General features: G+C 37.7%; 14 protein-coding genes and 2 tRNA genes. 7 read left to right on the top strand and 9 right to left on the bottom strand.

Annotated elements, in window-relative coordinates; genetic code table 11:
* Positions 1-11: 11 nt before the first annotated feature.
* On the bottom strand, positions 12-1160 hold the full coding sequence (gene tyrP / locus PSF31_RS15245; protein WP_231135994.1) for a tyrosine transporter TyrP: 1149 nt from the start codon (positions 1158-1160) through the stop codon (positions 12-14).
* A gap of 479 nt (positions 1161-1639) precedes the next feature.
* Between tyrP and PSF31_RS15250 the strand changes: the two genes are divergently transcribed.
* A complete protein-coding gene (locus PSF31_RS15250) occupies positions 1640-2980 on the top strand; it encodes an anaerobic C4-dicarboxylate transporter (RefSeq protein ID WP_096864880.1) in 1341 nt (446 codons plus the stop codon).
* Positions 2981-3052: 72 nt separating this feature from the next.
* On the opposite strand, the gene yfaE is transcribed toward PSF31_RS15250, so the two are convergent.
* The 4 genes from yfaE to ubiG all read right to left on the bottom strand — a co-directional run bounded on the left by yfaE (position 3053) and on the right by ubiG (position 7839).
* Positions 3053-3316 carry a class I ribonucleotide reductase maintenance protein YfaE gene (gene yfaE, locus PSF31_RS15255; protein WP_004259896.1) on the bottom strand — a complete coding sequence of 88 codons (264 nt, stop codon included), beginning with the start codon at positions 3314-3316 and terminating at the stop codon, positions 3053-3055.
* A 2-nt stretch (positions 3317-3318) separates the two neighbouring features.
* A complete protein-coding gene (nrdB, locus tag PSF31_RS15260) occupies positions 3319-4455 on the bottom strand; it encodes a class Ia ribonucleoside-diphosphate reductase subunit beta (protein ID WP_004259897.1) in 1137 nt (378 codons plus the stop codon).
* 11 nt (positions 4456-4466) lie between these two features.
* Entirely contained in the window at positions 4467-6758 is a 2292-nt protein-coding gene (gene nrdA / locus PSF31_RS15265; protein WP_272683206.1) for a class 1a ribonucleoside-diphosphate reductase subunit alpha, read from the bottom strand.
* 358 nt (positions 6759-7116) lie between these two features.
* A complete protein-coding gene (gene ubiG / locus PSF31_RS15270; RefSeq protein ID WP_004259907.1) occupies positions 7117-7839 on the bottom strand; it encodes a bifunctional 2-polyprenyl-6-hydroxyphenol methylase/3-demethylubiquinol 3-O-methyltransferase UbiG in 723 nt (240 codons plus the stop codon).
* 308 nt (positions 7840-8147) lie between these two features.
* Here ubiG and gyrA point away from each other — a divergent pair, with 308 nt between their 5' ends.
* Positions 8148-10763, top strand: a complete 2616-nt coding sequence (gene gyrA / locus PSF31_RS15275; RefSeq protein ID WP_201276746.1) for a DNA topoisomerase (ATP-hydrolyzing) subunit A — start codon at positions 8148-8150, stop codon at positions 10761-10763.
* A 213-nt stretch (positions 10764-10976) separates the two neighbouring features.
* The gene (gene rcsC, locus PSF31_RS15280) at positions 10977-13763 is read left to right on the top strand and encodes a two-component system sensor histidine kinase RcsC (RefSeq protein ID WP_232062974.1); all 2787 of its coding nucleotides are present in this window, start codon (positions 10977-10979) and stop codon (positions 13761-13763) included.
* A gap of 78 nt (positions 13764-13841) precedes the next feature.
* Here the strand turns inward: rcsC and rcsB are convergent, their stop codons facing one another.
* Both rcsB and rcsD read right to left on the bottom strand, forming a co-directional pair.
* Complete coding sequence (rcsB, locus tag PSF31_RS15285) at positions 13842-14492, bottom strand: response regulator transcription factor RcsB (protein WP_004259923.1); 651 nt, start codon at positions 14490-14492, stop codon at positions 13842-13844.
* A 1-nt stretch (position 14493) separates the two neighbouring features.
* The gene (rcsD, locus tag PSF31_RS15290; protein ID WP_096864882.1) at positions 14494-17187 is read right to left on the bottom strand and encodes a phosphotransferase RcsD; all 2694 of its coding nucleotides are present in this window, start codon (positions 17185-17187) and stop codon (positions 14494-14496) included.
* A gap of 213 nt (positions 17188-17400) precedes the next feature.
* On the opposite strand from rcsD, the gene PSF31_RS15295 reads away from it, so the two are divergent.
* The 3 genes from PSF31_RS15295 to lpxL all read left to right on the top strand — a co-directional run bounded on the left by PSF31_RS15295 (position 17401) and on the right by lpxL (position 19062).
* Positions 17401-17488: transfer RNA gene (locus PSF31_RS15295), tRNA-Ser, on the top strand.
* Positions 17489-17493: 5 nt separating this feature from the next.
* Positions 17494-17569: transfer RNA gene (locus PSF31_RS15300), tRNA-Thr, on the top strand.
* A 569-nt stretch (positions 17570-18138) separates the two neighbouring features.
* Positions 18139-19062: an LpxL/LpxP family Kdo(2)-lipid IV(A) lauroyl/palmitoleoyl acyltransferase gene (gene lpxL / locus PSF31_RS15305; protein ID WP_096864883.1), complete on the top strand. Its 924-nt coding sequence runs from the start codon at positions 18139-18141 to the stop codon at positions 19060-19062.
* A gap of 483 nt (positions 19063-19545) precedes the next feature.
* Here the strand turns inward: lpxL and gltP are convergent, their stop codons facing one another.
* On the bottom strand, positions 19546-20853 hold the full coding sequence (gltP, locus tag PSF31_RS15310) for a glutamate/aspartate:proton symporter GltP (protein ID WP_004259943.1): 1308 nt from the start codon (positions 20851-20853) through the stop codon (positions 19546-19548).
* Positions 20854-21415: 562 nt separating this feature from the next.
* Positions 21416-22078, bottom strand: a complete 663-nt coding sequence (locus PSF31_RS15315) for a GntR family transcriptional regulator (RefSeq protein WP_004259949.1) — start codon at positions 22076-22078, stop codon at positions 21416-21418.
* A 401-nt stretch (positions 22079-22479) separates the two neighbouring features.
* On the opposite strand from PSF31_RS15315, the gene PSF31_RS15320 reads away from it, so the two are divergent.
* Positions 22480-23721 (top strand): NRAMP family divalent metal transporter, encoded by a 1242-nt coding sequence (locus PSF31_RS15320; protein ID WP_096864884.1) that lies wholly within the window; start codon positions 22480-22482, stop codon positions 23719-23721.
* Positions 23722-23730: the final 9 nt, after the last annotated feature.

Genomic DNA, 23730 nt, shown 5'->3' on the forward strand with positions numbered 1-23730 from the left:
TTATCAATTTGTTAGCCGACGTTCGGTAAGAAGCCGGCAACAATCGAAAATTGGATAGCGATTACTGCCACACCACATGCCAACACTAAGGCTAAAATAGGTGTACCACCTTTAACTTGATACCCACCTTGAGATTCTAATTTACGTACACGTAATGTTAGCAATGCAGGAATAATCAGCGCTAAGACCGAGAGAGCAACAGCTGCATAAGTTAATGCTTGTACGAAACTACTAAAGAATAGAGCAGCCAATAATGGCGGAACAAAGGTGAGTAAGCCTGTTTGTACTCGACCGATAAAATGATTACTCCGTTTGAATAAGTCGGCGAGGTAATCAAATAAGCCTAATGCGACACCTAAGAAAGATGTGGCCAACGCTAAATCCATAAACAAGCTGACGGCGATATTAACGCGAGGTGTAGCGACAACATCGCGGATCGCGGTGAGTAACCCATTTAGACCTGATTCCTGCGCTAGTATTCCGAGAAAAGTATGTGATGGAATAGACCCTAACGTCGCAATCTGCCATAGAATATAAGCAACTAAAGGAATTGCGCTTCCGGTAATGAAAATCATACGTAATTTACGTACATCCCCATTCATATAGTTAACTAAACTTGGGACGCTGCCATGGAAACCAAAAGAGGTAAAAATAACGGGTACTGCGGCAAGGATAAGGCCTTTTTCAATTGGCATGGTGCTTAAGTTTACGGCTTCCGCGTGTGGCATCATTACAACTAACATGATGACTAAAAAAATCGTTTTTGCTGTGAATAAAATTCGGTTAATAAAATCGACGGAATGCGTACCAATACAGACAACTGCACCACCAATAATAGTAAATGCAATAATGGCAGTGTCAGTTGAAATTTTAAAGCCCCACCATGAAGACAGACTATCTGAAATTAATACGCCAGCTCCACCGATATAAGCGGTTGTTAATGCGTACATTAATAGCAGCATACTTAGCCCAGTCACTATCTGGCCAATTGGGCCAAGATATTTTTTAGCAACGGAGCCTAAGCCCATATTTGCAGGGTTATGCTGATACACTTCAACTAACAGTAATGAGGTATAACTCATTAACATCCATAATCCAACAAGCAAACAAACGATGCCTGTGAAACCGACTCCTGCAGCGGCAAGTGGCATTGCCAACATCCCTGCACCTATTGTTGTCCCTGCAACGATTAACACACTGCCAAGCGTACGATTCTTCACAAGTTCCTCTAATTGAATTTGAATAATTAATAAGTGATGCAGATTATGCGATTGCAAGTTCGCTGTCAAATGTAAATTACAGCTAGTGTAATGTTAAGTTTACGACAATAATCAAGTAGATAGAGAGACTCAAGACAATGAGCAGAGTTAATAAAGTAAAGAAAAAATGATGATTTAAAGTGACTAAAGGTAAATTTAAATGGAGTGAGTTGTTAAAATTGGTGTAGTAGTTGATTGATTTTTATCAAAATGGTAGGTAACGGAATAGTATGTCAGTTACTTAATTAAAATTATGTGATGAGGTCAAAATAAAAGCATAAAAAATAAAACTAAATTGATTTTGAAGTTATCATAAATCAAATTAATGCTTGAAAATCATCCCGATAATATATGTAAACATATATATAAAGGATGGAACTATGGACTTTATGATTCAACTCGCCATTATCCTTGTTTGCTTATTCTATGGAGCAAAAAAAGGGGGAATGGCACTCGGGCTATTAGGTGGTGTTGGTCTAGTTATCTTAGTTTTTGGCTTTGGTTTACCGCCTGGAAAACCGCCTGTTGATGTAATGCTTGTTATCATTGCTGTTGTTGCCGCATCAGCAACGTTACAAGCATCAGGCGGTTTGGATGTCATGCTGCAAATTGCAGAACGACTACTGCGGAAAAACCCTAAGTACATTTCTATTGTGGCACCTTTTGTGACATGTATCTTAACCATTTTGTGTGGTACAGGGCATGTGGTGTATACAATTTTACCTATCATTTACGATGCGGCGATTAAAAATAATATTCGCCCTGAAAGGCCAATGGCTGCGAGTAGTATTGGCGCGCAAATGGGGATTATCGCTAGCCCAGTTTCAGTTGCCGTTGTTTCATTAGTCGCAATGCTAAATGGTGTGACAATCAATGGTAAGTCACTCGAATTTTTGGATTTATTAGCAATTACTATTCCATCAACATTAATTGGTATTTTAGCTATTGGTATTTTCAGTTGGTTTAGAGGTAAAGATCTCGATAAAGACCCTGTATTCCAAGAGTTTATCTCAGTCCCTGAAAACCATGATTATGTCTATGGTGACAGTGTGACACTGCTAAATACCAAATTACCGAAAATTAATTGGGTCGCGATGTGGATTTTTTTAGCTTCCATCGCAGTTGTGGCATTACTTGGCGCATTTTCTGAACTTAGACCGCTAGTTAACGGTAAGCCACTATCCATGGTTTTAGTCATCCAGATGTTTATGTTATTAGCAGGTGCGCTAATTATCATTATTTGTAAGACTAATCCAGGACAAATTTCAAAGAATGAAGTATTCCGTTCAGGGATGATTGCGATTGTTGCAGTATATGGTATCGCATGGATGGCAGAAACCATGTTCGGTGCTCATATGGATGAAATTAAAGGAACTTTAGGTTCTTTAGTGAAAGATTTCCCTTGGGCTTATGCAGTTATCTTATTATTAGTCTCTAAGTTTGTTAACTCACAAGCAGCTGCTCTGGCCGCTGTAGTACCAATTGCACTAGGGATTGGTGTTGACCCGGCTTATATTATCGCTTCTGCACCTGCGTGTTATGGGTATTACATTTTACCAACTTACCCTAGTGACCTTGCGGCAATTCAATTTGACCGTTCTGGAACAACGCGTATTGGTAAATTTGTTATCAACCACAGCTTCATTCTACCGGGGTTAATTGGGGTGGGTGTTTCTTGTGTATTTGGTTGGATATTTGCGGGATTATATGGTTATTTATAATCAATAAAGCAAGTGAATAAAAAGTGATTGCACAGGTAACTGATAGACAGCTGTGCAATCACCTATTTTAGATTAACCAATTTCAATATCTGAAAGTGGATGACAGCAACAAGGCAGAATTTCTCCATCTTGCACAAATGCAATAGGTTTTTGCTTATAGCCCACTTTCCCATGTAATAACGTCACTCGGCATGAACCGCAGTAGCCTTCACGACATTGATATTCTACAGGAATACGGCTGTCTTCTAAGGCTTCCAACAAACACGAATGGACTTCAGTATGGAAGGGGACTTGAACACCCTGCGTTAACCGCAGGGTGATTTTATGGCTTGCCATGCTTATAGTTCGAAGTCGCTCAAATCGTCGGTATCGACTTGAGAGTCAATTTGGCCGACTAAATAAGAACTGACTTCAACCTCTTGAGGCGCAACTTGTACGTTGTCAGACACCAACCATGCGTTGATCCATGGAATTGGGTTTGAACGCGTTTCAAATGGCAATTTCAGACCGACAGCTTGCATGCGAATATTAGTAATATATTCAACATATTGGCATAAAATATCTTTATTTAAACCAATCATAGAGCCTTCGCTGAATAGGTAGTCAGCCCACTCTTTCTCTTGCTCTGCCGCTTGAACGAATAAGTCATAACATTCTTGCTCGCACTCTGCCGCGATTTCTGCCATTTCTGGGTCATCTTGCCCCGAACGTAACAGGTTCAACATGTGTTGTGTACCAGTTAAGTGCAGTGCTTCATCACGTGCGATCAGTTTGATGATTTTAGCATTTCCTTCCATTAGCTCGCGTTCAGCAAACGCAAATGAACAGGCGAAGCTAACATAGAAACGAATTGCTTCGAGCGCATTAACGCTCATTAGGCACAGGTACAGCTGCTTCTTCAACTGACGCAGAGAAACAGTAACTTGCTTACCGTTGCAAGTATGCGTGCCTTCACCAAACATATGATAGTAATTGGTCATTTCGATCAGGTCATCGTAAAAACCAGAAATATCTTTAGCACGTTTTAAAATTTCTTCATTTTCAACGATATCGTCAAAAATAATGGCAGGGTCATTCACAATATTACGAATAATATGTGTATACGAACGTGAGTGGATAGTTTCAGAAAACGCCCACGTTTCAACCCAAGTTTCCAGTTCAGGAATCGAAATCAGTGGCAATAATGCCACATTAGGGCTGCGGCCCTGAATAGAGTCCAGCAGCGTTTGGTATTTCAGATTACTGATAAAGATATGCTTTTCGTGATCTGGCAGCGCATTATAGTCAATACGGTCGCGAGAGACATCAACCTCTTCAGGGCGCCAGAAAAACGACAGTTGTTTTTCAATCAGCTTTTCAAAAATAGGGTACTTTTGCTGATCATAACGCGCCACGTTAACGGGTTGGCCGAAAAACATCGGCTCCAGCATTTGGTCATTTTTTTTCTGTGAAAACGTTGTATATGTGTGTGACATAACAATTCCTATTAAATTTTACACGCGCCGCCTTCGCAATCGGAATCCGCTGACTCAACAACTTCTTCCAGATCGCCCTGAACATCTTCCGCCCCATCGCGAGTGTTATGGTAGTAAAGTGTTTTCACACCAAACTTATAGGCGAGCAATAAATCTTTTAGCAATTGGTTCATTGGCACTTTACCGCTCTCAAAACGAGTTGGGTCATAGTTTGTGTTAGCAGAAATCGACTGGTCGATAAATTTCTGCATGATACCAACGAGTTGTAAGTAGCCACTATTTGAAGGCATTTGCCACAGTAGCTCATAAGCACCTTTCAGATTTTCGTAATCAGGCACCACTTGGCGCAAGATACCATCTTTAGAGGCTTTAATACTGATATAACCACGCGGTGGTTCAATACCATTGGTTGCGTTAGAAATCTGTGATGATGTCTCTGAAGGCATCAATGCAGACAGTGTCGAGTTACGCAGACCATGTTGTTTAATTTCTTGGCGTAACGCTTCCCAATCGTAATGCAAAGGTTCATTAGTTAACTTATCGAGCTCTTTTTTATAGGTATCGATAGGTAAAACGCCTTGTGCATAAGTTGTTTCATTGAACCATGGGCAAGCACCTTGCTCTTTTGCTAACTCATTCGAGGCTTTTAATAGATAATACTGAATGGCTTCGAATGTTTTATGCGTTAAGTTGTTTGCACTGCCATCAGAATAACGAACGCCGTGCTTCGCGAGATAATAAGCGTAGTTAATCACGCCAATACCTAATGTACGACGGCCCATTGAGCCTTGTTTAGCCGCAATGATTGGGTAATCTTGGTAATCAAGTAGCGCATCGAGTGCACGAACAGCTAATATTGCTAGCTCTTCTAATTCATCTAGGCTATCAATATCCCCTAAGTTAAATGCCGATAATGTACACAGCGCAATTTCACCATTTTCGTCATTTATATTATTTAATGGCTTAGTTGGCAGCGCAATTTCTAAACATAAGTTCGATTGACGAACAGGCGCAATCTGCGGGTCAAATGGGCTATGTGTATTACAGTGGTCAACGTTTTGAATATAAATACGGCCAGTAGACGCACGCTCTTGCATCATTAATGAAAATAGCTCAACCGCTTTAACGCTCGATTTACGAATATTTTCATCTTGCTCATATTTCACATATAGACGTTCAAATTCGTCTTGATCTGCGAAAAAGGCGTCATAAAGACCCGGAACGTCCGATGGGCTGAATAATGTAATGTCTTGGTTTTTAATCAGACGCTCATACATTAACTTGTTTAATTGCACACCGTAATCCATATGGCGAACACGGTTACCTTCAACCCCACGGTTATTCTTTAGAACCAGTAAGCTTTCTACTTCAAGGTGCCAAATAGGGTAGAACAAGGTTGCAGCGCCACCGCGAACACCACCTTGCGAACATGATTTAACCGCAGTTTGGAAGTGTTTATAGAATGGAATACAACCCGTATGGAAAGCTTCTCCACCACGAATTGGGCTGCCTAATGCACGGATACGGCCTGCATTTACCCCAATCCCTGCACGTTGTGAGACATATTTCACAATTGCGCTTGAGGTTGCATTGATAGAATCTAAGCTGTCACCACACTCAATCAGTACGCAAGAGCTGAATTGACGTGTAGGCGTACGTACCCCCGCCATAATCGGCGTAGGTAATGAAATTTTGAATGTTGAAACGGCATCATAGAAACGACGGATATAATCAAGGCGTGTTTCTTTTGGATAATGTGAAAATAGGCAAGCTGCAACTAAAATATATAAAAACTGTGCGCTTTCATAGATTTCACCAGTAACGCGGTTTTGAACTAAATATTTCCCTTCAAGCTGTTTTACCGCAGCATAGGAAAAATTCATATCACGCCAATGATCAATAAAGCTATCCATTTGCTCGAACTCTGCTTCAGAGTAGTCTTCCAGCAAATGCTTGTCATATTTCCCCATTTCAACGAGGTGTTTAACATGCTTATATAGTGCAGGCGGTTCAAACTGGCCATAGGCTTTCTTGCGTAAGTTAAAAATAGCAAGACGTGCAGCTAGGTATTGGTAATCAGGTGTATCACCCGTAATTAAATCTGCTGCTGCTTTGATCATCGTTTCGTGAATGTCAGAAGTTCTGATCCCATCATAAAACTGAATCTGTGAACGTAACTCCACTTGAGAAACGGATACGTTACTTAGGCCTTCAGCAGCCCAGGTGATTACCTTGTGGATTTTATCAAGATCAATGCGTTCTTTATGTCCATCACGCTTTGTGACTAACAGACTCTGGTTCATGAGCAAGTACACCTTGGTTGAACTACAAATAGTTTAAAATAAACATAAAAAAGCTCATGGTGTAATGCCATGAGACTAGTTGTATTATGTTTTGTTGTACCACTATATGTAGTAGTTTGTTTAGAATACCATAACAAGATAATGTTAATATGTGATTTTATCAAGTGAACAAATTAGAGGGATCTTGTGGATAACTGGTTGGATAAGAAAAGTGATCATGTCGGTAAGCTGCATGGTAAAAGGCATTAATAAAAAAAATGCTTCCGACATGAGGACTAAAATAAATTTTGTAAAATGCGATCGTTTGCTGCTTTCTTAAACGTAGTGCTTGTGATTTATTCTTTTCACGACTAAATGACTATTCGTTTACCGTATGCAGCATATAGTTTACATCAACATTTGGCCCAAGCCAGAACTTGTCTGTTAATGGGTTATAATGCAACCCTATGATATGTTTGTCTTTTAATTGTGTTCCGTCAATCCAATTAATTAACTCAGAAGGGCGAATAAACTTGTTTGCGTCATGAGTGCCTTTTGGGACGATTTTCATTATATATTCAGCAGCAACAACAGCCATTAGCCATGCTTTTTTATTACGGTTGATGGTTGAAAAAATTACGTGTCCACCCGGTTTGACTAATTTTGCGCAAGCCCTAACGACAGACTGAGGGTCCGGAACATGTTCAAGCATCTCCATACACGTGACAACATCATAGGCTTGAGGGTGCTTGTCTGCATGTTGTTCAACGGTTTCTTGTACATATTCAACTGGAATGCCGGACTCAAGAGAATGTAAGCGAGCAACCATTAAAGGCTCGGCACCCATATCAAGACCGGTGACTTCTGCACCTTCACGCGCCATACTTTCCGATAAAATGCCACCGCCGCAGCCAACATCAAGAATTTTTTTACCGAAAATACCGTCTACACGCTGCATAATATAACCTAAGCGTAATGGATTGATGCGGTGTAGTGGGGCGAATTCCCCTTCTAAGTCCCACCAACGTGAGGCAATGGACTCGAATTTTTCGATTTCTTGCTTATCGACGTTAAGGTAGGTTGGGGTTTGGGTGTCATTCATACAAAGAAGCTCCTATTTTTAACCTATTACCCGAAAGCCTATTAACGATAGTTATATTTAAACTGTATTTAAACTATGTTTAATAGTGGGAATAGTAGCCCGACAATCATTGATGGCTAAAATGTAAACAACAATGTAATTATTGCAGTTATTAATTGATAAACCTTCAAGTTTCGGACACATAAACTTAATTTTCCGCTATTATACATAGCTTGGAAGACAAATACCCGTCTCTTATTTTTATTAAATTGGCGAATTGTGGTATAGTTCTACTCTTTGAATCCGAAGTTATGAGGGACAGTGGTTCCATGAGCGAGATTGCCAGAGAAATCACACCAGTTAATATCGAAGAAGAGCTTAAAAGTTCGTATTTGGATTATGCAATGTCCGTTATTGTCGGCCGTGCGCTTCCAGATGTTCGAGATGGACTGAAGCCAGTACACCGCAGAGTACTGTATGCGATGAATGTATTGGGAAATGATTGGAATAAACCCTATAAAAAATCTGCCCGTATTGTTGGGGACGTCATCGGTAAATACCATCCACATGGTGATATCGCTGTTTACGAGACAATTGTTCGTCTTGCACAGCCTTTCTCAATGCGTTACATGCTGGTTGATGGTCAGGGAAACTTCGGTTCAGTTGACGGAGACTCCGCTGCGGCAATGCGTTATACGGAAATCCGTATGGCGAAAATTGCCCATGAGCTACTTGCTGACCTTGAAAAAGAAACCGTTGATTTCGTTCCAAACTATGACGGAACAGAGCAAATTCCTGAAGTCATGCCAACGAAAATTCCAAACCTTTTGGTTAATGGGTCGTCTGGTATTGCGGTTGGGATGGCAACCAATATTCCTCCTCACAATTTAGGGGAAGTGATTAATGGTTGTCTTGCTTATATAGAAGATGAAGACATCAGTATTGAAGGTTTAATGGAACACATTCCAGGGCCTGATTTCCCAACAGCGGCTATTATCAACGGCCGTCGTGGGATTATTGATGCATATCGTACAGGGCGTGGCAAGGTCTATATCCGCGCAAGCGCTGAAGTGGAAGTCGATGAGAAAAATGGTCGCGAAACCATTATTGTCAGCGAAATCCCTTATCAAGTGAATAAAGCTCGCTTGATTGAAAAAATTGCTGAGTTAGTTAAAGACAAACGTGTTGAAGGAATCAGTGCACTGCGTGACGAGTCGGATAAAGACGGTATGCGCATTGTTATTGAAGTTAAGCGCGATGCAGTGGGTGAAGTTGTCCTGAACAACTTATATTCCTTGACTCAATTGCAAGTTTCTTTTGGTATCAATATGGTGGCTCTACATCAAGGGCAACCGAAAATACTGAATTTAAAAGATATCATTGCTGCTTTTGTGCGTCACCGTCGTGAAGTTGTCACTCGTCGTACGATTTTCGAATTGCGTAAAGCGCGTGACCGTGCTCATATCCTTGAAGCACTGGCAATCGCACTTGCTAATATTGACCCAATTATTGAATTGATCCGTAAAGCACCAACGCCAGCTGAAGCTAAAGCAGGGTTGATTGCACGTTCTTGGGATCTGGGTAATGTAGCGGCAATGCTAGAGCGTGCAGGTGATGACGCAGCTCGTCCTGAGTGGTTAGAACCACAGTTCGGTGTTCATGAAGGGCAATATTTCCTGACTGAGCAACAAGCTCAAGCTATTTTGGATTTACGTCTCCAAAAATTAACCGGTCTTGAGCACGAAAAACTACTGGAAGAGTACCGTGATCTTCTAGTACAAATTGAAGCTTTACTGTTTATTTTACGTAGTCCTGAACGTTTGATGGAAGTGATTCGCGAAGAGTTAGAAATTATTCGTGATACTTATAATGACCCTCGTCGTACAGAAATTACAGAAAATACCGCAGACATCAATATTGAAGATTTGATCAATCAAGAAGATGTGGTAGTGACATTATCCCACCAAGGTTATGTGAAATATCAGCCTCTGTCTGATTACGAAGCACAGCGCCGTGGTGGTAAAGGTAAATCTGCTGCACGAACAAAAGACGAAGACTTCATTGAACGCTTATTGGTCGCCAATACGCACGACACCATCTTGTGTTTCTCAAGTCGTGGGCGTTTGTATTGGATGAAAGTTTATCAGTTGCCAGAAGCGAGTCGTGGTGCTCGTGGTCGTCCAATTGTTAACTTATTACCACTTGAGCAAGATGAACGCATTACTGCTATCTTACCTGTACGTGAATATGAAGAGGGCTATAACGTCTTCATGGCAACGGCGAGTGGTACAGTGAAGAAAACACCTTTACAAGAGTTTAGCCGCCCAAGAAGTGCCGGTATTATTGCAGTGAACTTGAATGAAGGTGATGAACTGATTGGGGTTGATTTAACCGATGGTTCAAATGAAGTCATGCTGTTCTCTGCACAAGGTAAAGTTGTGCGCTTCGCTGAAGATGCTGTTCGCCCAATGGGACGTACTGCAACGGGTGTTCGTGGAATTAAATTAATGGATAACGATAAAGTCGTATCCTTGATCATTCCACGTGGTGAAGGCCATATCTTAACTGTCACAGAAAATGGTTATGGTAAACGTACTGAAGAAGCAGAATACCCAACTAAATCGCGTGCAACTCAAGGGGTTATCTCTATCAAAGTGAGTGAGCGAAACGGTAATGTTGTTGGTGCTATTCAAGTTGATGAAACTGACCAAATCATGATGATTACGGATGCCGGCACATTAGTTCGTACCCGTGTATCTGAAGTGAGCGTCGTTGGCCGTAATACGCAAGGTGTGACCTTGATTAGAACAGCTGAAGATGAAAAAGTGGTTGGTTTACAACGCGTTGCTGAAACAGATGATGATGAAAATAATGATGATGAGAATGCGATTGAAAACACTGAAGAAAACGGTGTTGATGATGCAAATATCGACGATCAAGAGTAATTATCGCGTTTAATTTAATGAACGGGTAGCATATTAGCTGCCCGTTTTAGTTTCTAGTCTAAATTTCTTAGTTTTATTACTTTTCATGTCTGTCGCTTTTTTATTATGTAATCGAGTATAATTAGCGATCATCGTATCGAATATACAGGAAAACGCTTGAGATACTTACCCTCGTTTAAAACATCACTTAGACTTTCTCGGGATTTATTTCGTATCCTCGGCTTGATGTTGTGGGGCATGGGTGCTTTTATCACTTTATTTTTCCTTTATTCGCAATTTAATGAATACAAATCTGATCTTCGCCAGCAGTTCTATTCTGGGTATGAAAACCTACAAGTCTATATACAGCAAACGGCGGCGACACTGAATTCTATTCAGTCGATGACTGATCTGTACCAAATAAAGCTGCAAGAATCGACAGAGGAAAATACTTTTACGAGTAAATTTATGGAATTGCCAAATGCCTCTAATTACTCGTTCTATAAATTAACTCCGAATACGGATTGTGATCATTTTAGGGATAAAGCTGAAAACTATTTGCAGGCTTTTGAACAACTGAATTATTTTTGGAAAGAGAGTATTGCAGCGCCTCAAGCTTTAAACCATGTCTTTTTAGTGGGTTCGAAAAGTTATTGTCTGGTGGATTATCCTATTCGTTCTACAATATCGGATATAGAAATACTAAAAAAAGTTAGCTACGAAAGTGTGCGAACTTATCAAGGTTTAAGGCTACAAGGTAAAGAGCGTAAGCTATTTACCATTACGCATGGTGCTCAGCCGGATTATGGGCAGGTTTACTTAATTCAAGCAATCAAGCACGATAATCTGCTCCCCGCATTTATTGGGTTAGAACGTTCAATTAATTTAAATCAATTTAATATACGGCGAAATAAGGCTATCGAAATATTGATAATTAACGACTATAACCAGCCTGTTTTATATTCACCTACAGATATCAATCCTAAGAGCTCTGCATTGCTCAATATTTCTGAGCCTTCATTTTTCGGTTTTAACTCAGATTACTCAAAATTAATCTTCAAAAAAAGGTTAGCACCTTCTCAAATTACGGTCATTTTCTCAATTGCGACGTCGGAAATATTAGCGAGTTTAGAAAACACCATTTTTTACGGTATCCTCCTAAATATTTTTACGGGTGGGCTGATTTTCTTTTTAATTTGGTTACTTGAAAGGAAAATGCTAGAACCCGCAGAGAACACTGCGATACGGCTTGAGGAACATGAACAATTCAACCACAAAATTGTAGCATCAGCACCGGTCGGTATCATCATTTTAAGATTAACAGATGGTGGTAATATTCTCAGTAATGAATTAGCCCATGACTATTTTCGGCTGTTAAATGATGATGATAAACAGCGAATATTGACAATTATTCGCCAAAAATCGAGCAATTATATAGATGTGGTGACAACCAACGGCACACACTTACAAATTAGCTTTGTAAACTCTCGATACCAAAATGAAGATGTCGCTATTTGTGTATTAGTCGACATTAGCATTCGTGTTCAAATGGAAAAATCGCTACAAGATGTAGCCGATGCGGCGGAACAAGCAAACCATGCTAAGTCAATGTTTTTAGCGACAGTTAGTCATGAATTAAGAACGCCGTTATATGGAATTATTGGTAATATAGAATTACTACAACGTTATGAATTACCTGAGAAAGCAACACGCTTAGTCTCAACTATGGATAATTCATCTTCACTTTTATTGCAGATTATTAGTGATATTTTAGACTTTTCGAAAATTGAATCTAAGCAATTGAAAATAGAAAGCAAATTATTTAATTGTCGAGAGGTTTTTGCGTTTGTATTAGCAAACTACCTGCCATTAGTCACGAAGAAAAAAATATCTTTATATTCCTTTATTGAGCCTAATATACCTGATCTCATTTTGAATGACCCTGTTCGTTTACAACAAGTGATTTCTAACATTGTTAATAATAGTATTAAGTTTACAGAATCAGGTTTTGTATTGCTTTATGTATGGAAAGATGAGAATTATTTAAAGATTGAAATACGTGATTCAGGGATTGGAATGACACATGCGGTGGTCATGAAGTTGTTTGATCCATTCTTTCAAGTTTATGACCAAAATAATATGGGCCATAAAGGAACTGGTTTAGGTCTAGCTATTTGCGAAAAACTGGTTAACCTCATGGATGGTGACATTGAGGTCAGTTCCCAAATTGGACTTGGTAGTTCATTTACTATTCGAATTCCTTTATATGGTCAAGAATATCTTAAGAAAAATATTCCAGAATACCGGGCTCATTATCGGATTGCAGTTTCGTGTCGAAATGAATTTTTAATGAACTTTCTTTTGCGTTTATTAAGCCAAGAACAATTTTCTGTTGTCCGCCATAATGCAACGGATAAGACACAACATTATGATCTCTTAATAACTGATTATGAGCAGGCTGAAAGGGGCATTTGTGAACATCATATCCAATTATCAAGTATTTATGCGGGTGAACTCCACCAAATAAAACAAAACCAGTGGATTTATAATACATATCAATTAGATAAATTACCTATCTTAATTGATAAAGCCATCATGAAAACGGCCGAACAATCGCTGAAAAATAGTACAGTAAATCCATCATTGGTTGCTGACCATTCGTTAAGTGAACACCATGTATTAATTGTCGATGACCATCCAATTAATAGAGCATTATTGAGTGAACAATTAGCGACTATCGGTTTTACTACAGGCACAGCGATAGATGGGCTAGATGCATTAAAATATTTAGATAATCATCATGTTGATATTGTTTTAACAGATGTAAATATGCCAAATATGGATGGCTACCAGTTGGCAAAGGAACTGCGCCGTTTAGAGTTCAATTTACCCGTTATTGCATTAACTGCTAATGCAATGGCAGAAGAAAAGCAACGCTGTATTAACGCAGGAATGAATGATTGTTTATCAAAACCGACAACAATTGCAATTTTACGTGAGACTTTGACGCGCTATTGTTGAATGTGACTAAAAAAGGACGCAAAAATAAAAACCCATAATTGGGTTTTTATTGGCGTAGTCTTATAGTTAAAATGAAATTTACTCTGAAGGCGAGTTATCAATGCTGACAGAAGAAAGGTAATTCAGTAGCGCTATATCATTTTCAACACCTAATTTCAGCATAGCTGATTTTTTCTGGCTACTGATTGTTTTTATACTGCGGTTAAGTTTCTTTGCAATTTCAGTGACCAAAAAACCTTCAGCAAACAAACGTAGCACTTCACTTTCTTTTGGTGATAAACGTTTATCGCCATAGCCGCTTGCATTGACTTTTTCTAACAGTTTGCTCACGCTTTCTGGTGTGAATTTTTTGCCTTTCTGTAAAGCCGCTAAAGCTTTAGGTAAATCAGCTGGCGCACCTTGTTTTAACACAATTCCTTCAATATCCAGCTCTAAAATAGCGCTAAGAATGGCAGGGTTATTGTTCATAGTGAGAACAATAATTGACAGGTCAGGATAATGCCGCTTGATGTATTTGATTAAAGTAATACCATCGCCATATTTGTCACCTGGCATAGATAAATCAGTAACTAGCACGTCTGCATTTAAGCGCGCTAAGTTATTAATTAAAGAGGTTGAGTCCTCAAATTCCCCTACGATATTCACCCATTCAATTTGTTCAAGTGATTTTCTGATGCCGAAAAGAACGATAGGGTGATCATCGGCAACAATGACATTTAGGTTATTCATATTATTGGTTACCTTCTGGCATTAGTTTTTTGACTGAATTATCCAGCATGCTAATGCAATTTTTTATTTCCAATCCGTTTTCATCTGCTATGTAACGCTCCAAATCTTCACAAAGTTCATGAAGATAAGTAAATTCGAGCATAGCAAAAACTCCTTTTAAACGATGTGCAGTGTTTTTCAATTCGGTCAAATCCTCAACACTTTCACTATTATACAGTTTATTAATATCTATCGGTACTGTTGTGATAAACAAATCTCGATATCCGCTATTTGCCAGTGCTAATTGATAACTTGTAATTGCATTTTCAATTGATTCATTCGAGTCCTGTGAAAGCGCTTGAGTACTAATATGGTCTGGAGACAAAATATCAGCATGCTCATGCCCTGCGTTTTCGATCAATAATGAGATAGCATCAATTAATTCATCAGCAAAATTGTAGTTAGTTTCGATGTAGTGAGGTTGTAATTGATTAATCCCTAAAAGAGTACCATTTACTTTAACAATATTTTCAAAACATTCCTCATTATTATCAGTTATCAAAAGATCCCAGTCGGTGTGAGGGGAACTTTCACTTAAGTCCAAATATTCTGCTCCATAATTTGTTAATATGTTCCTAACAATCCGTGAGATATCTGCATTATGTATATTTAAACGTATACAAACATCTTCCAATAAAGCTGGGAAGTCTTTGACGAGCATTTCTTTAGCTGCAGGAAGCGTAATTTCATAATGAGTGCCTATTGCATCACTAGAACGAATAGAAAAAGTACCATTCATTTTTTTAACCAGTAACTTACATAAATAAAATGTTATGCCTGAACGCGTAAAGTTAGAAGCATTCAAAATTTGCCCAGTAAAAGGACTGTGTAAATTACTAAGCTCAAGATTACTGACCCCAGTTCCACTGTCTTTAATACTCAATAAAATTACATTTTTATTGGCATCATAAGATAACGCGAATGAAATTTTTCCAAAAGAGGTTGTTGCAATAGAATAATCCCAAATTAGTTGTATTAACTGTTTTAAATAATCAGGGTTTGCCATGATCAGTGAATCTGGATTGAGATTATTATGAAAATAAAGTGCTAACCCCTTGTTATTGCATTGGGATAAATTTTGTTTCAAAAACTCGCTAACAAGATTACTGATAGAAACGTTTTCAGTTTTTACTGAGCTAGCTTGAGACTCAAGCTGATTTAATAAGTTAATGTTTTTAAACCAGCGATTGATATAAAAAAGCTGACTTTCAATTTCTAAAATAAATGCACGGTTATTTGCGCTGACTATTTCGGATAATTTAGTTAATTGTTCATCCACCTTAATTAGTGAGGGTAATATCTCAGTACACATATTCTCAAATACTATCTTACGCATGTGAATATTTTTTTTGTACTCACGATTTGCTAATTCTTGACGTTTTTGGGTCAATGCTTCTTTGTCTTTGTCGATAATAATAAAGAGAACGGTATTGGGTTTTGTCATGCTATTGACAAGAATAACTTCATAGATAATATTCTCGATAGAAACTTGGATAACATCATGGTTTTCTATCGCCATTTCTTTAATGTGAATAAGATCCATAGAAGGTAATAACTGGTTAGCAATATCATTGCTCAGAATCTTTTTGTTAGTATTAAAATCATAAACCAAAATACCGTATGAAATATGGCTGATAATATCGCTTGTCAATGATTCATTAAAACTCAGCTCTTGCAACATATTTGTATTGGGCGAAATAAGGCGCTTACGAATGAATAGCATGATCAGTAAAGCGAAGAAGATCATAATAAGCATGCCAGTCATTAGCCATAAGTTATAGCCAATAACATTAAAGATAATGCTTTTTAATGAGACATGGTAATAAAGTTGATAGCTGGTGCCATCAATAGGGTGGGAGAAAATGAGGTTAGTTCCGACCCAAGTTGTATGAGGTTCATTGCTACCTGTGCTTGCAGGGCGTGTATTAATCGTAAAAAAATCCCCATTTAAATTTGGAGGGATCAGTGAATTGATAGAAATATCAAAGGATATAACACTCGTTAGCTGCCCTGGAGAATTAAACATTAGCCGATATGTATAGTAAAAAAGGTTATCGGGAGAGTACTTTTGAATATTTGAAATTATTTCCCGTCGGTCTAATAATGTTGATTGAGTCAACATATCAGCACGTTTTTCTTCAGCAGTTAATGTGAGATAACTTTCTTTAAAACGTAGCTCAGGTTTAAGAATTGAATGAGTGGTCACTAAGACTAGGGTATTGTCTAAGCCATTGAGATAATACATTGAGTTATATTCATTACGGGCTCCCCAGACAATCTCCATATAATTTGCAAGTTTAGATGCTAAAACATGACTACTTTGCTTATTATTGCCAAATACAATAGCATCGATGGATTGGTTGGCACTACTTAGCCAAAAAATATCATGGCGTATTCCTGTCACGGCAAGCTGATCAGCGGATGGGGTAGAGGATTTATTATTGGCAATTTTGTAGATATGGCTTGCTTGATAACGATAATCTTCGATTTGATACGCTAACCGACTAGCCATACTGTTCAAACTAGCCTGACGGCTTTGAACCAATGCTTGATAGTAGTTAAATAGTGATAAACAAAGCATCACTATCAGCAGTAAAATAAATGCTGCGAAAATACGAAAAAGAGTGTTTGGCTTTAATAATGATTGTTTGTACATACTGTAGCAAGTCGTCCCATCGGCAAAAGTATTATTAGGTTAAAAATCATACGCCTAGAGAAAGGATAGACACCGATTTTGCACAGATATTACCATTTTTCTTGGAAAAGAGAGAGCAATTGAGTGAAGATTAGCCAAACGAAGTAAAAAAATCAATTTTTTTACTTTCAGGGGTAGACAAGTTGCTGGGATTCCTCCATAATCGCGCCCCATGGAGAGATGGCCGAGCGGTCGAAGGCAGCGGTCTTGAAAACCGCCGATGGGAAACCATCCTAGAGTTCGAATCTCTATCTCTCCGCCATATTCGCCGGCTTAGCTCAGTTGGTAGAGCAACTGACTTGTAATCAGTAGGTCACCAGTTCGACTCCGGTAGCCGGCACCAAATAAGAACCCGTTACATTTAATAGATGTAACGGGTTTTTTCTTGCTTGTAATCCATATTATTTAACTACCTTAAGTCGCTGATGTGACAAACTTCTGGCTCCATCACCAAAAGAACATCAATTTTTCTTTCCATCGCTGATTGTGGTGGCTTCTTGAAAGCACCAATAAAAAGTAACGATTAAATTGACAAAAATCAGCAAAAAAATTCGCAAAATGACAAAAGTGCATATTAATAGTGAGATTAATTAAGCCATATATGTGATAATTTTATCTGTTCCTTGCAGTTTAAGTGATTATGTTGTTGGCCTAACCGATGCATAGTTTTGATGAATAGAAAACGAACTTCACAGAGCTATTTATTAATTAGCCATATTAAAAATCAAATATTGCTTAATGGCTTGGAAAGATTATTCGGTTGTTATCTACTCGAAAGGGAGATGAACTGCAAGGTATTCAGATAGTTATGGGTGAAAACCCATCTTGTTGTAGTAATCATGTTGAATTTAAAAGACTAAATATTGTCTAAAATAGCGTGCATTCTGCAAAGGCGAAGTATTGGGAGATATAATGTACGCCAAAAACCCATTTTCACTGAAATTGGTCCACCCGAAGTATGTAGTAACTTGGGTGGGAGTTTTTATCTTATTTTTATTAGTTCAATTGCCGTATAAATGGCAAATGTGGCTTGGTGCTTTTTTAGGCAGTAATTCACGGTATTTTATTAAAAGAAGAGTATCAATCATTAAGCGAAATTTAGAATTGTGTTTCCCAAATAAAAACAAAAATGAAATAGATACTTTGGTGAATGATAACTTAAAATCTTTAGGTATCGCATTATTTGAAACTGGGATAGCCTGGTTTTGGAGTGATAAAAAAGTTAAAAAATTATTTCAAGTAAAAGGAATGTCCAATTACTTAGATGCTATTGCTAAAAATAAAGGTGTGATTATTGTTGGAGTCCATTTTATGTCACTAGAACTCGGTGGACGGATTATGGGGCTTTGTTTTCCTGTTAATGCAATGTATCGTCCTCATAACAATAAAGCGATGGAATATATTCAGACAAAAGGGCGGTGTCGTTCAGGTAAAGGAATGATTGATCGTAAAAATTTAAAATTTATGGTTCAAGAGTTAAAAAGTGGTAAATCCATATGGTTTGCACCGGACCAAGATTTTGGAAGAAAAGGCACGATATTTGCGCCGTTTTTTTCTGTCAAAAATAGTTCCACGTCAAAAGGAACCTCAATACTTGCTCAATTATCTAAATCTCCAACACTCACGGTAACATTATTGAGAAATAAGAGCGGTGCTAATTATGATTTGGTACTGGGAAAAGAAATACTAGGATACCCAAGCTCTGATGCATTACAGGATGCAACAATAATTAACTCTATCTTAGAGGTTGAAATAATGAAAGCGCCCGAGCAGTACCTTTGGGCTCATCGACGGTTTAAAACCCGGCCTGAAGGGGAAGTGTCGCTTTATAGCTAGTTTTATATTTATCTTATGGCACTTTAAAGTTCATAATAAAAAACGAGATAAACACATGTTTTATCTCGTCTATTAATAATTTATAGCCTTGTTTAGCACAAGGTTATCGTTATAACCAGCTGTGTAGCATAAAGTATGATAATGAAAATATAAAAATTACCATTAGGTGTTGGAGCACCTTTAAAAACAAAAGAAATCTTCTTACTTGATTCATTGTTTCCTGCTTTGGCGAATATAATAAACGGCTAATTAAAACTCTTTTTTAGTGTAGTTCCACTAATAATAAAATACCAATTTCCATTTAAAAAATTAAAAAAATGTGAAATAAATTACACTTAATAAGTAAAAATAACTAAGTTAATGAGTAATTAATAAATAATAAAATAGCTGGTCATTTATCACGTAAAATATGTAAAAATCGAATAGCCTTCAATAACGATGTTAATCGAAGGCTATTCTAATATAGAGTTACTTTAGAATAAACTAAAAACTTTCTTCATATTCACGAGCTTTTTTATCGTCATAGTTATGTTCCCATTTGGCAATAACAAGTGCGGCTAGGGCGTTGCCTACAACGTTAAGTGCAGTACGTGCCATATCAAGAATTCTGTCAACACCCGCAATGAATGCCAATCCTTCTAGTGGGATACCGACACTTCCTAATGTGGCAAGCAGAACAACAAATGAAACTCCAGGGACACCCGCAATGCCTTTAGATGTGATCATAAGGGTAAATACTAAGATTAGTTCTTGCCCAATGGAGAGTTCAATACCATAGAGTTGGGCAATAAAAATAGCAGCAATACTTTGGTATAATGTAGAGCCATCTAAGTTAAATGAATAGCCAATTGGAATAACAAAGCTTGTTACGGATTTAGGAGCGCCATATTTTTCCATTTTATCCATAATACGAGGAAGTACGGTTTCAGAACTGGCTGTTGAGTAAGCGAGCAATAACTCATCTTTTAATATTTTCATTAAAGTGAAAATATTTATTCGACAATAACGAGCGACTAATCCTAGTACAACTACAGCAAAAAATATAATTGCACAATGGACGAGGATAACAAGTTTTAATAAAGGAACTAATGATGAAAAGCCGAAGTTAGCGACGGTAACGGATATTAATGCGAAAACCCCGATTGGGGCATACATCATAATCATATTTGTTACACGGAACATTGTTTCAGAGAAAGTCTGTAATACATTGAGTAACGGTTGTTTCTTCTCTGATGGTAAAGAAGAGAGTCCCAAGCCAAATAATACAGCAAAAAAGATGACTGGTAGCATATCACCACTTGCCATCGCTGCAAAAATATTACTCGGAACTAAAGTTAAGATCGTATTAATGATCCCCGAAGGGTGGCTTTCGACTTCTTGAGTGGTTTTTTCATATTGAGAAATATCGACTTGCGTTAATTGCGACATATCGATACCAACACCAGGCTGGAATATATTGGCAAAAGAGATACCGACGATAATGGCAATTGTAGTGATAATTTCGAAATAAAGGATAGTTTTAAAGCCGAGAGAACCTAATTGCTTAGTATTACCAACCCCGGCTATTCCAACAATTAGAGTCGATATAACAATAGGAACAACAATCATTTTGATTAACTGAATAAATATTTTACCTGCCGGGGAAAGAATATTTAGAATCAACCAATCTTTGTACTCTGTATTATCATGTAAAAGTGCACCAGCAATAACACCTAAAATAAGAGCAACCAGTATTTGCCATCCTAGGCCAAATTTAAACAGTTTCTTTTTAGTCACTTGGTTTAATGTCATAATGAAATCTCATTTTATATTAATAATTTTTATGTATGCGTTGTTATTATCATAAATTTTATATCGAATATTCGAGAAAACTACAACTATTAACTCGATAAATTTGAGTAATTTCAATATGTAATTTATATCAATATGTTTATTATGTTAAATTTAGATAGTAAAATGGCGATATATGTTAAATATTATAGATTTTCGTTAATCATTAGTGGGTTTTAAGATGAAGTTGTCATTTTAGTTAAATGTAAGCAATTGTTTTAAATTGTTAATGATATTGCTTTTTTGTTACTTGTTTTTTCGCGAATAAAACTAGATAGAGTGAAAAACAACCTCTAAAAATAATCTTTTTATTGAAAAGTCAGCAGAATATAATTTTCTGTATAACTCATTCAATTTAATAAGTTAATAAAAAAAAATTTAATTTGAGTTAATCATGATTAGAAGAATAGGAATTATTAAAATATCAAGGTATGACTATAAATGACCACCTACTAAAGTTTATGTAATGAAATTAGTAAGGGATGAGCGAGTTAAATAAGAAAACTATTAATATTAAAGCAACTCAAAGTGCAGATTGTTTCCGTTTAAATGCAGCGAGTAATGTGCGTTCAGAAAGGTCTAAGTAATCACGTAACATATTAGAGGCATCTAAATTTTGGCCAGAGTCTAATAATCTAAGAATAGAATGGTTTTTATCAATATAGGGAGCATATAAAATTTTAGGGTCATTAAGATGACCAAAGGCCAGCCGTAATTCAGCGGATACATTACGGTATAATTTAATTAAGCGTTCGCTGTCAGATAGCTCAACAATGGCAGTATGAAATTTCATATTTGCAGTTCCTACACCCACCCAATTTTCTGTCTTTTCATGTTCACGAGCTTCTTGAACAGCATCTTTCATTTTTTGAACTGATGGATGCAAGGCATATGCATGAGTTAGTGCATCACATTCAATGAGTCGGCGAACTTGATAAATATCGATAATGGCAGCCATATCAGGCACTGAGACAAATACGCCCTTATTTGGGGCATAAGTTAATAAACCTTCCTGTGTGAGTACGCGAAAAACTTCTCGCAATGTATTTCGAGAAATATCGAGTTCCTCACTTAATGCTGCTTCAGATAAGCGTTGACCTGGTGTGATCTCCCCAACTGTTATCTTATGACGTATAACTTCTGCAATTGTGACAGATAAAGTTTGTGCAACAGGTTGTTTTTTCATAATAAAGGCTAATTTTAGTCTCAGGGGTGATAAGGCGTTATATTCACATATTCAAGTTATAGCAGCAAGTTTCCTTTCTCTTTTACTTATTCCATTCCATATTGCACAAGAATAGTGAAATTTAAATTTATTGCATCAATTTGGTGCAAATTGCTCGATAAACAATATGGTTTGTCAGCCAAAATTGTTAAAAAAGTGATCTCGTCTTGATTTTTAAACCAGCAATTACGATTTTTATTGATTGTTTATTCATCATTTAATACTAATTGTTCAACAATCCATTAAAAATGAATTAACAATACGGCTAACAAGTAGAACAATGGCACGATAATTGCCTTAGTGATTGTGACATCAACAACTACATCAATAATTAAAACAATAACTATTAGAGGAGTATTCATATGGCAGCTCAAGAAAGTGCACCAAGTACTGCTGAATATGTGAAAAGCCGCCGTTCATCACTGATAAGCGCAATTTTTTTAATGGCAACCTCAGCCATTGGGCCTGGGTTTATCACACAAACTGCGACTTTTACCGTGACATTAGGAGCCGCTTTTGCCTTCGGGATATTAGCGTCTATTGTGATTGACTTCATTGTGCAGCAAAACATATGGCGGGTTGTTACCCTGACTAAAATGCACTCATCCGAAATTGCGAATGCCACAATTCCTGGGAGTGGCTATTTATTAGCGATATTAGTTATTTTTGGCGGGCTAATATTTAATGTTGGCAATATAGCTGGTGCAGGTTTAGGGCTTAATGCGTTAGTCGGATTAGACCCGAAATGGGGCGGTTTGATTAGTGCATTATTGGCAATTTATATTTTTTCCTCTCGTAAGGCCAGCACCTTTATCGATAGGTTAATCATTGGATTAGGTGTAGTGATGATTGGCTTAACTTTATTTGTCGCTATCGCATCAAACCCACCTGTTGGGGAAGCATTGCGTCAAAGCGTATTACCTGACACAGTTGATTTTGCCATGATAACCACTATTGTTGGGGGCACTGTTGGGGGATATATCTGCTATGCAGGCGCTCATCGCTTATTGGATAAAGGCGCTGTAGGTATTGAAAACATTAAAGTTGTTTCTAGCGCAGCCACAAAAGGTATCTTAGTTGTCGGGTTGATGCGTTACATTTTGTTCTTGGCTATCTTAGGTGTGGTAGCCAGTGGTGTGACTATTGATATTTCTGGGCATGCAGCTAACCCTGCATCTCAAGCATTTCAGGCTGCCGCTGGTAATTTTGGTTTACGTATTTTTGGTTTAATTCTATGGGCTGCTGCTCTCACCAGTGTGATTGGTGCGGCGTATACTTCAATGAGCTTCCTAACGGCATTTAAGTCCTCTATTACAGAAAGGCAGCGTAATGTTGCAACTATTATATTCATCGCAGTTTCTCTGATTGTTTATTTATCCATGGGAACAGCCCCCGCTGCATTATTAGTTTTTGCTGGTGGTTTCAATGGGTTAATTTTACCTATTGGTTTAACTTTATTTGTTTATATCGGCTGGAAGCGCTCAGATTTAATGTCGGGTTACCATTATCCACGTTGGTTATTATGGTCAGGTGTCGTGACGTGTGCACTAACTTGGTATATGGGCGCGATGTCTGTCGGTGCAATCTTTAATTATCTGAAATAACTCAAGGAG

This window comes from Providencia sp. PROV156 (assembly GCF_028480905.1).
GTDB lineage: Bacteria > Pseudomonadota > Gammaproteobacteria > Enterobacterales > Enterobacteriaceae > Providencia > Providencia hangzhouensis.

Coding starts and splice junctions, on each gene's coding strand:
- tyrP (WP_231135994.1), bottom strand. CDS start 1,160: ATGTTGGCAATGCCACTTGCCGCTGCAGGAGTCGGTTTCACAGGCATC.
- PSF31_RS15250 (WP_096864880.1), top strand. CDS start 1,640: ATGGACTTTATGATTCAACTCGCCATTATCCTTGTTTGCTTATTCTAT.
- yfaE (WP_004259896.1), bottom strand. CDS start 3,316: ATGGCAAGCCATAAAATCACCCTGCGGTTAACGCAGGGTGTTCAAGTC.
- nrdB (WP_004259897.1), bottom strand. CDS start 4,455: ATGTCACACACATATACAACGTTTTCACAGAAAAAAAATGACCAAATG.
- nrdA (WP_272683206.1), bottom strand. CDS start 6,758: ATGAACCAGAGTCTGTTAGTCACAAAGCGTGATGGACATAAAGAACGC.
- ubiG (WP_004259907.1), bottom strand. CDS start 7,839: ATGAATGACACCCAAACCCCAACCTACCTTAACGTCGATAAGCAAGAA.
- gyrA (WP_201276746.1), top strand. CDS start 8,148: ATGAGCGAGATTGCCAGAGAAATCACACCAGTTAATATCGAAGAAGAG.
- rcsB (WP_004259923.1), bottom strand. CDS start 14,492: ATGAATAACCTAAATGTCATTGTTGCCGATGATCACCCTATCGTTCTT.
- rcsD (WP_096864882.1), bottom strand. CDS start 17,187: ATGTACAAACAATCATTATTAAAGCCAAACACTCTTTTTCGTATTTTC.
- lpxL (WP_096864883.1), top strand. CDS start 18,139: ATGTACGCCAAAAACCCATTTTCACTGAAATTGGTCCACCCGAAGTAT.
- gltP (WP_004259943.1), bottom strand. CDS start 20,853: ATGACATTAAACCAAGTGACTAAAAAGAAACTGTTTAAATTTGGCCTA.
- PSF31_RS15315 (WP_004259949.1), bottom strand. CDS start 22,078: ATGAAAAAACAACCTGTTGCACAAACTTTATCTGTCACAATTGCAGAA.
- PSF31_RS15320 (WP_096864884.1), top strand. CDS start 22,480: ATGGCAGCTCAAGAAAGTGCACCAAGTACTGCTGAATATGTGAAAAGC.